Source organism: Candidatus Frankia alpina, from assembly GCF_902806485.1.
Taxonomy (GTDB): Bacteria; Actinomycetota; Actinomycetes; order Frankiales; family Frankiaceae; genus Frankia; species Frankia alpina.
Window position 1 is genome coordinate 20,032 of sequence record NZ_CADCWT010000009.1, and the last position, 7,258, is coordinate 27,289.

Here is a 7,258-nt window from a genome sequence, read left to right on the forward strand (position 1 = left end):
TCTTTTCCTTCCGACAACGCTGTACTCGTAGCAAGAATTTAGGTAAACCTAACCTGAGTAACGCGATCTCAGGCCGCAGACCCGAGGAGACGGGAACCGCATGTCGACGAACCCGTTCGATGACGAAAACGGCAGCTTCTACGTCCTGGTCAACGCCGAGGGCCAGCATTCGCTCTGGCCAACCTTCGCGCCGGTTCCGGCCGGCTGGCGCACGGTGCACGAGGCCGCCAGCCGGTCGTCCTGCCTGGAGTACGTCGAGGCCAACTGGACGGACCTGCGCCCGGCCAGCCTGGTCGCCCGGATGGCGGCCGACCAGCCCGCCGAGGCCGCGGGGGAACGCCGCGACGGCGCCGAATCCGGCCTGCAACGATGACCGCCTCGCTGGGTTACCACGAGCGGACAGTGCCCTTCACCGGAGATCCGCTCGCGGCGGCGGCCCGCCTCGCGCGCGGCACCGAGGCGCCGTTCACCGTCTACGAGCGGGACGGCGAGTGGTGTTACGGCGCGGGAGCCCTGGCCGAGATCGTGCTGTCCTGGGACGAGATCCGCCACCGGTCCGGTGGCGGCTGGCGCGCCGAGCCGGTCGGCGGCGCCCCGCTGCGTGCCCTGGCCGGCGTGCTGGCGGGCATCCCGGTGGCGGGTTGGCGGGCGTACGGCTGGGCCGGCTTCGAGCTGGGCCCCCGCCTCGGGAGCCTGCTCGACCCGGGGTCGCCCGACCCGCTGGTGCACCTGATCATCTCCGCCCGGGAGGCGCGGCTGACGTCGACGGGGGCGGTGCTGCGCGCCGCGAACCCGGCCGACCTCGACCTGCTCGCCGAGGCGCTGGCCACCGCCGCCCGCACCGCGGCCGCCGACGTAGCCGGCGCCGACGTCGACGACGCGGCGAGAGAGCCGCGCCCGCCGGTGGACCTCGAACACGGTGCCGAGGACTACCGGGCGACCGTCGCCCGAGCCGTCGAGGACATCGGCGCCGGCCGGTTGTGCAAGGTGATCCTGTCTCGGGTCGTGCCGGTCGATGGCGAGATCGACCTGGTCGCGACGTACGAGCGGGGGCGGCGCGGGAACACGCCCGCCCGGTCCTTCCTGTTCGACCTCGGCGGCCTGCGGGCGACCGGTTTCAGCCCGGAGACCGTCGTCGAGGTCGCCGCGGACGGCCGGGTCTCCACCCAGCCGCTCGCCGGCACCGCCGCCCTCGACGGCGGGCGGGCCGACGGCGGCGCGGCCGACCAGGCCCGGCGGGAGGCGCTGCGCACTGACCCGAAGGAGATCTACGAGCACGCGGTGTCGGTCCAGGTCGCCCAGGAGGAGCTGCGGCCGGTGTGCCAACCGGGGACGCTCGTCGTCGACGAGTTCATGGCCGTGCTCGAACGGGGCAGCGTCCAGCATCTCGCGTCGCGGGTCAGCGGCCGGCTGGCCCTCGGCCACGACGGCTGGGACGCGCTGGCCGCGGTCTTCCCGGCGATCACGGCCACCGGCGTCCCGAAGGCCGCCGCGTTCGCCGCGATCAGGAGCTACGAGCCGGAGCCCCGCGGCCTCTACAGCGGCGCCGTGATCAGCGCCGACGCGGACGGGTCGCTCGACGCCGCCCTCGTGCTGCGCACGGCCTTCCAACGCGACGGTCGGACCTGGCTGCGCGCCGGCGCCGGCATCGTCGGCGCGTCGCGCCCGGAGCGGGAGCTGGAGGAGACCCGCGAGAAGCTGCGCAGCGTCAGCCGTTTCCTGGTGCCGGCGGTCGCACCGGCGGTGTCGGTGTCGGTGTCGGCGGCAGGCCCGCAGCGGGAGGCTCTGCGGCGCACCGTCGCCGAGCTGCTGGACGAGGACCCGGCCGACGTCGGCGACGAGGACAACCTGTTCGAACGAGGGCTGGAGTCGATCGCGCTGATCCACGCGGTCGGCGCCTGGCGGCGGGCCGGCCTGCAGGTCAACTTCGCCGAGCTGGCCGAGAACCCGACCCTCGACGCCTGGTTCAAGCTGCTGTCCGGCCGACCCGCGGCTGCCACACCGGCCGCGGAGGTGACCGCGACCGACGACCGGTCGCCGCTGCCGGCCGGGACGGGAGCGGACCGGCAGGACGCCGCGGCGGGCGAAGAGTTCCCGCTGGCGCTCATGCAGCACGCCTACTGGGTCGGGCGAGATCCCGGGCAGCCGCTCGGCGGCGTCGCCGCCCACCTCTACACCGAGTTCGACGGGCGGGGCCTCGAGCCGAACCGGTTGGCCGCCGCGATCGAGCGGCTCGTCGAGCGGCACGAGGCGCTGCGGACCCGGATCACCGACAACGGCGGCCAGGTCGTCGAGGCGCGGTCGGGCTGGCGCGGGCTGACTGTGCACAACCTGCGCGACTTCGACGAGGACGCCGCCGCGACCCGGCTCGCGGCCGTGCGCGCACGGCTGTCCCACCAGATGCTCGACATCGAACGCGGCGAGGTCCTCTCGACCGCGCTGAGCCTGCGGCCGGGCGGCACCACCCGGTTCCACCTCGACGTCGACATGGTCGCTGCGGACGCCGTCAGCTACCGCGTCCTGCTGGCCGACCTGGCGAACCTCTACGGTCGCCCCGACGAGGTGGCACCCGCCCCGGCCTACACCTACCGCCGTTACCGGGCCGAGCACACCGCGGGCCGGCGCGCGGCGGCCGAACGGTCCCGGCTGGCCTGGCGCGACCGCCTGCCCCGCCTGCCCGGGCCGCCCGAACTCGCGCTCGCGTCACCGCTGGCCGCCGTCGGCGGCGCGGCCGAACCCCGGGTGTCCCGGCGCCACTTCCGGCTGCCGGAGCAGGCCCGCGTCGCGCTGGGGCAGGCGGCCCACCGCCGCGGCATCACCCCGGCGATGGCCGTGGCGACCGCGTTCGCCGAGGTCCTCGGCGCCTGGAGCACCCAGTCGCGGTTCCTGCTGAACGTCCCCGTGTTCGACCGCGAGCAGGTGCATCCCGACGTCGACCGGGTGGTGGGCGACTTCACCAGCTCGGTGCTGTTGGAAATCGACCTCACCGACCGGGTCCCGTTCGTCGAGCGGGCCCGCCGGGTCCAGACCCGGCTGCACGCCGACGCCGCCCACGCCGGCTACTCCGGCGTCGAGATCCTGCGCGAGGCGGGCCGTCAGCGCGGCGAGCAGGTGCTGGCCCCGGTCGTGTTCACCAGCGCCCTGGGCCTCGGCGAGCTGTTCGATCCCGCGGTGCGCCGGGAGTTCGGCAACCCGGAGTGGATCATCTCGCAGGGACCGCAGGTCCTCCTCGACGCCCAGGTCACCGAGCTCGACGGGGGCCTGCTGGTCAACTGGGACGTCCGCGAGGACGCCTTCGCGCCCGGCGTCGTCGACGCGATGTTCACCGCCTTTGAACGGCTGGTGCGTGACCTGTCCGCCCCCGCGCCGGCCGTCGGCGATCCGGTCGACCACGACTCCCGCGGGGATGGTGCGATCTGGGACCGGCCCGTCGACGGGCTGCTCGGGGAGTCGGTGCGCGCGGTCCGCCGGCGCGTCGGCGCCGTCGGGGGGCCGGCGTCCACCCGCCTGCTCCACGAGGGGTTCTTCGCACTCGCCGAGCGTCGTCCCGACGCGCCGGCGCTGCTGTGGGGGGCGGGGGCCGAACCGGCCGGCTCGCTGTCCTACGGTGAGCTCGCCGCCCGGGCCAGGGCGGTGGCGGGCAGACTCGTCGCCCGCGGGGTGCGGCCGGGTGACCTGGTCGCCGTCAGCCTGCCCAAGGGGCCGGAGCAGGTCGTCGCCCTGCTCGGCGTGCTGGCGGCGGGTGCCGCCTACGTGCCGGTCGGGGTGGAACAGCCGCCCGCGCGGGTCGCCCGCATCGCGGCGACCGCCGGATTCAGCATTGTGCTCACCTCGTCGTCGCTCGCCTCGTCGTCGCAGACGCGGTGGCCCGACGGGGTGACCCCGCTGACCCTGGACGACCGTCCCGCCGAGTCCGGGCCCGACCGGCTCGTTCTCACCGCGGCGGACGACCCGGGCCGGCTGGACGCGGCGGCCTACGTGCTGTTCACCTCCGGTTCCACCGGTGCGCCGAAGGGGGTCGAGGTCGGGCACCGGGCGGCGATGAACACCGTCGACGACCTGACCGAGCGGCTCGGCCTGGGCCCCGAGGACCGGACGCTGGCCGTCTCCGCCCTCGACTTCGACCTGTCGGTCTTCGACCTGTTCGCGCCGCTGTCCGCCGGTGGCGCCGTGGTGCTGGTCGACGAGGACTCCCGGCGTGAGGCCGCCCGCTGGGTCGAGCTCGTCGCCGGACACCGAGTCACGGTCCTCAACTGCGTCCCGGCCGTGCTGGATCTGATCCTCGCCGCGGCCGGCGGCGGTCCGGGCGGCGCGGCCGGGCTCGGCGACAGCCTGCGGGCGGTGCTCCTCGGCGGCGACCGGGTCGGCGTCGACCTGCCGGCCCGGCTCGACGCGGCCGTTCCCGGCTGCCGGTTCCTGGGCCTCGGCGGCACGACCGAAACCGCGATCCATTCCACCCTGTGCGAGGTCGTCGGCGGCGGGCCGGTGCCGCCGTGGTGGCGGTCGGTGCCGTACGGGACCCCGCTGCGCAACGTGCGGCTCCGGGTCGTCGACGCCCTCGGCCGGGACTGCCCCGATCACGTCGCCGGCGAGCTGTGGATCGGCGGTGCCGGGGTCGCCCTCGGCTACCTGGGCGATCCCGACCGCACCGCCGACCGGTTCGTCACCCATGCGGGCGCCCGGTGGTACCGCACCGGCGGACCTGGCCCGCTACCTGCCCGACGGCACCGTCGAGTTCCTCGGCCGCCGTGACCACCAGGTCAAGATCCGCGGCTTCCGGGTCGAGCTGGGCGAGGTCGAGGCGGCGCTGCGGGCCCTGCCGGGGGTACGGGCCGGCGTCGTGGAGCTGACCGGCGGTGACGGCCGCCCGGCCGCGCTCGGGGCGCTCGTCGTCCTCGGCTCCGGCGCCGACCCGGCGGATGCGCCGCGAGCCGACGCGGGGGTCGAACCGGCGTCGATCCGCGCGGGCCTGCGTGATCTGCTGCCGCCGCAGATGGTGCCCGAGCGCGTCGTCGCGGTGGCCGAACTCCCGCTCAGTGCCAACGGGAAGATCGACCGGCGGGCCGCTGCCGCCCTGCTCCAACGGGAGTCCGGCGGTCCCCGGCCGCGGCCCTCAGCGCCGGGCTCCGACCTGGAAAGGATGATCCTGATGGTCTGGCGGGCGGTGCTGGGCGGCGGCGAGTTCGGGGTGACCGACGAGTTCTTTGCCCTCGGCGGCGACTCCGTGCTGGCCACCCGGGTCGTCGCCGGCCTGCGCGACGAGCTCGACACCGATGAGGTGTCCGTCCGCATGCTGTTCGGCGCGCCGACGGTGGCCGCGCTGGCACAGCGCATGCGCTGCGCCGAGACCGCACCAGGGCGGCTTGACCGCGTCGCGTCGATCGCCTGGGAGATCGCCGGTCTGCCCGACGACGAGGTCGCGCGGCTGGTCGACGGGTCCGACGCGGGCCTCGTGGCCGACGACGCCGGCACCGTCGGGGCCGAGCGATGAGCCACCCGTCGCTCACCGACCCGGCCGTGCCTGCCTCGCTCGCCGTGCCGGACCCGCCGGACGGGGCGGACGGCTGGGTGCCCTGGCCGGCCGAGTTCGCCCGCCGATACGCCGCCGAGGGCTACTGGCAGGGTGGGCCGCTCGGCGAGCGGCTGCGAGAGTGGGCCCGGCGGTATGGCCCGTCGACCGCGCTCGTCGCCGGGCCGCCGTCCCAGCCGGTCCGGCTCACCTTCGCCGAGCTCGACCGGGCCGTCGACGATCTGGCGGCCGGGCTGGCCGGGCTCGGCCTCGCCGCCGACGACCGCGTCCTGGTTCACCTGCCGAACCGGGTCGAGTTCGTGACGTTGCTGTTCGCGCTGCTGCGGCTGGGCGCGATCCCGGTGCTGGCGCTGCCCGCCCACCGCCGGGTCGAGATCGAGCACCTGGCCCGGCTGTCCGGCGCGGTGGCCTACGCGATCGCGGACACGTTCGAGGGTTTCGACCATCGCGCGCTCGCCGGGGAGATCGTGGCGGCGGTCCCGGCGGTGCGCCACGTGCTGGTGGCCGGCGACGCCGGGCCGTTCACCGGGATCGACGCGCTCACGGCAGCCGGCGCCACCGCCCGTGCCGGCCGACCGCCCGACCGGCCGGACCTCTCCGGCGTCCCAAACCTCTCCGGCATCCCGGACCCGGCCGGGATCGCGGTGCTGCTCATCTCGGGCGGCACGACCGGCAAGCCCAAGCTGATCCCGCGCACCCACCTCGACTACGCCTACAACGCCGACGCCAGCGCCCGGCTGTGCGGGCTGACCGGCGCGGACACCTATCTGGTCGCGCTGCCGGCCGCGCACAACTTCCCGCTGGCCTGCCCGGGCTCCTCGGTGCCCTCGGCGTCGGCGCGACGGTGGTCCTGGCGCCGTCGCCCAGCCCGGAGACCGCCTTCGAGCTGATCGCCCGCGAACGGGTGACGGTCACGGCGCTGGTGCCGGCGCTGGCCCGGATCTGGGTGGACGCCGCGGCGTGGGAACGCCCGGACACCACGAGCCTGCGCCTGTTCCAGGTCGGCGGCGCCCGGCTCGACGTCGAGCTCGCCCGGCGCATCCGGCCGACCCTCGGCGCCACTGTCCAGCAGGTGTTCGGCATGGCCGAGGGCCTGCTGAACTTCACCCGCCTCGATGACGGCGACGAGGTCGCCTGCACCACCCAGGGCCGGCCGCTCGCGGCGGCCGATGAGATCCGCATCGTCGATCGCGACGGGGCGGACGTCGCCCCGGGGAGCATCGGCGAACTGTGGACCCGCGGCCCCTACACGGCGCGCGGCTACCACCGGGCCGCCGAGCACAACACGACCGCGTTCAGTCCGGACGGCTTCTACCGCACCGGCGACCTGGTCCGGCTCACCGCGAGCGGCAACCTCGTTGTCGAGGGGCGGATCAAGGATGTGATCAACCGGGGTGGGGAGAACGTCTCTGCGAGCGAGCTCGAGGAGCATCTGCTCACCCATCCCGCGGTCGTCCAGGCGGCCGTCGTCGCGGCGGCGGACGAGTAGGTCGGCGAGAGCGTCCGCGCGGTGATCGTGCCGGTGCCGGGGGCGGCGGTGACCCTGCGCGCCCTCAAGACGTACCTGCGGGGTCGAGGGCTGGCCCGATTCATGCTCCCGGACCTGCTCACGGTCCTCGACGAGCTCCCTCTCACTTCCGTCGGCAAGATCGACAAGCGCGAGCTGCGCCGCCGCCTCGGCTAACGCCTCGCCGCGCCTCCCGTGCGAGCCCGTGCGAGCCCCGGGAT

3 protein-coding genes and 1 pseudogene are annotated in these 7,258 nt (G+C 75.3%); all 4 read left to right on the forward strand.

All coding sequences use genetic code 11. The features are described 5' to 3' along the window. The first annotated feature begins 100 nt into the window (after positions 1–100). The 4 genes and pseudogenes from G6R25_RS02585 to G6R25_RS30060 all read left to right on the forward strand — a co-directional run bounded on the left by G6R25_RS02585 (position 101) and on the right by G6R25_RS30060 (position 7,214). Positions 101–373, forward strand: a complete 273-nt coding sequence (locus G6R25_RS02585; RefSeq protein WP_136449762.1) for an MbtH family protein — start codon at positions 101–103, stop codon at positions 371–373. Continuing rightward, positions 370–4,752 carry a salicylate synthase gene (locus G6R25_RS02595; protein WP_235947194.1) on the forward strand — a complete coding sequence of 1,461 codons (4,383 nt, stop codon included), beginning with the start codon at positions 370–372 and terminating at the stop codon, positions 4,750–4,752. Before G6R25_RS02585 ends, G6R25_RS02595 begins: the two co-directional genes overlap by 4 nt. Continuing rightward, the gene (locus tag G6R25_RS31200; protein WP_235947196.1) at positions 4,670–5,491 is read left to right on the forward strand and encodes a phosphopantetheine-binding protein; all 822 of its coding nucleotides are present in this window, start codon (positions 4,670–4,672) and stop codon (positions 5,489–5,491) included. Before G6R25_RS02595 ends, G6R25_RS31200 begins: the two co-directional genes overlap by 83 nt. Then, positions 5,488–7,214 (forward strand): annotated as a pseudogene (locus tag G6R25_RS30060) ((2,3-dihydroxybenzoyl)adenylate synthase). The gene G6R25_RS31200 and the pseudogene G6R25_RS30060 overlap by 4 nt, the downstream one beginning before the upstream one ends. Positions 7,215–7,258: the final 44 nt, after the last annotated feature.

Excerpts from the sequence above, each read along its gene's own strand:
- G6R25_RS02585 (WP_136449762.1), top strand. The coding sequence starts at position 101 with ATGTCGACGAACCCGTTCGATGACGAAAACGGCAGCTTCTACGTCCTG.
- G6R25_RS02595 (WP_235947194.1), top strand. The coding sequence starts at position 370 with ATGACCGCCTCGCTGGGTTACCACGAGCGGACAGTGCCCTTCACCGGA.
- G6R25_RS31200 (WP_235947196.1), top strand. The coding sequence starts at position 4,670 with ATGCGGGCGCCCGGTGGTACCGCACCGGCGGACCTGGCCCGCTACCTG.